Source organism: Psychrobacter sp. TB20-MNA-CIBAN-0197 (genome assembly GCF_040309765.1).
Classification (GTDB): Bacteria; Pseudomonadota; Gammaproteobacteria; order Pseudomonadales; family Moraxellaceae; genus Psychrobacter; species Psychrobacter submarinus.
Genome location: NZ_JBEOPC010000424.1, coordinates 1 through 280, shown reverse-complemented (window position 1 = coordinate 280; position 280 = coordinate 1). Strand labels below are relative to the sequence as shown.

The 280-nt window shown below is 42.1% G+C and carries 1 pseudogene; it reads right to left on the bottom strand.

What is annotated here, in order from left to right:
* Nucleotides 1-280: pseudogene (gene clpA / locus AAEY83_RS14325) on the bottom strand (ATP-dependent Clp protease ATP-binding subunit ClpA); the annotation flags it as partial.

Below are 280 nucleotides of genomic sequence, written 5' to 3'. Positions count from 1 at the left end.
AAACCAGAGCGCGATAAGCGAATAGCTGATGTAAGCGCATCAATAGATTGATCTTGCCCAAACACCAACATTTTTAAATTGCGGTCTAAGTTTTTTAGCGTTTCTTTGTCGCTAGATGACACATTTTGCGGTGGAATACGCGCCATTTTAGCCACAATGTTTTCTATATCGGCAACGCCAATGGTTTTTTTACGTTTAGAGCTAGGCAGTAAACGTTGGCTTGCACCGGCCTCGTCAATTACGTCAATTGCTTTGTCGGGCAAATGGCGTTCATTAATAT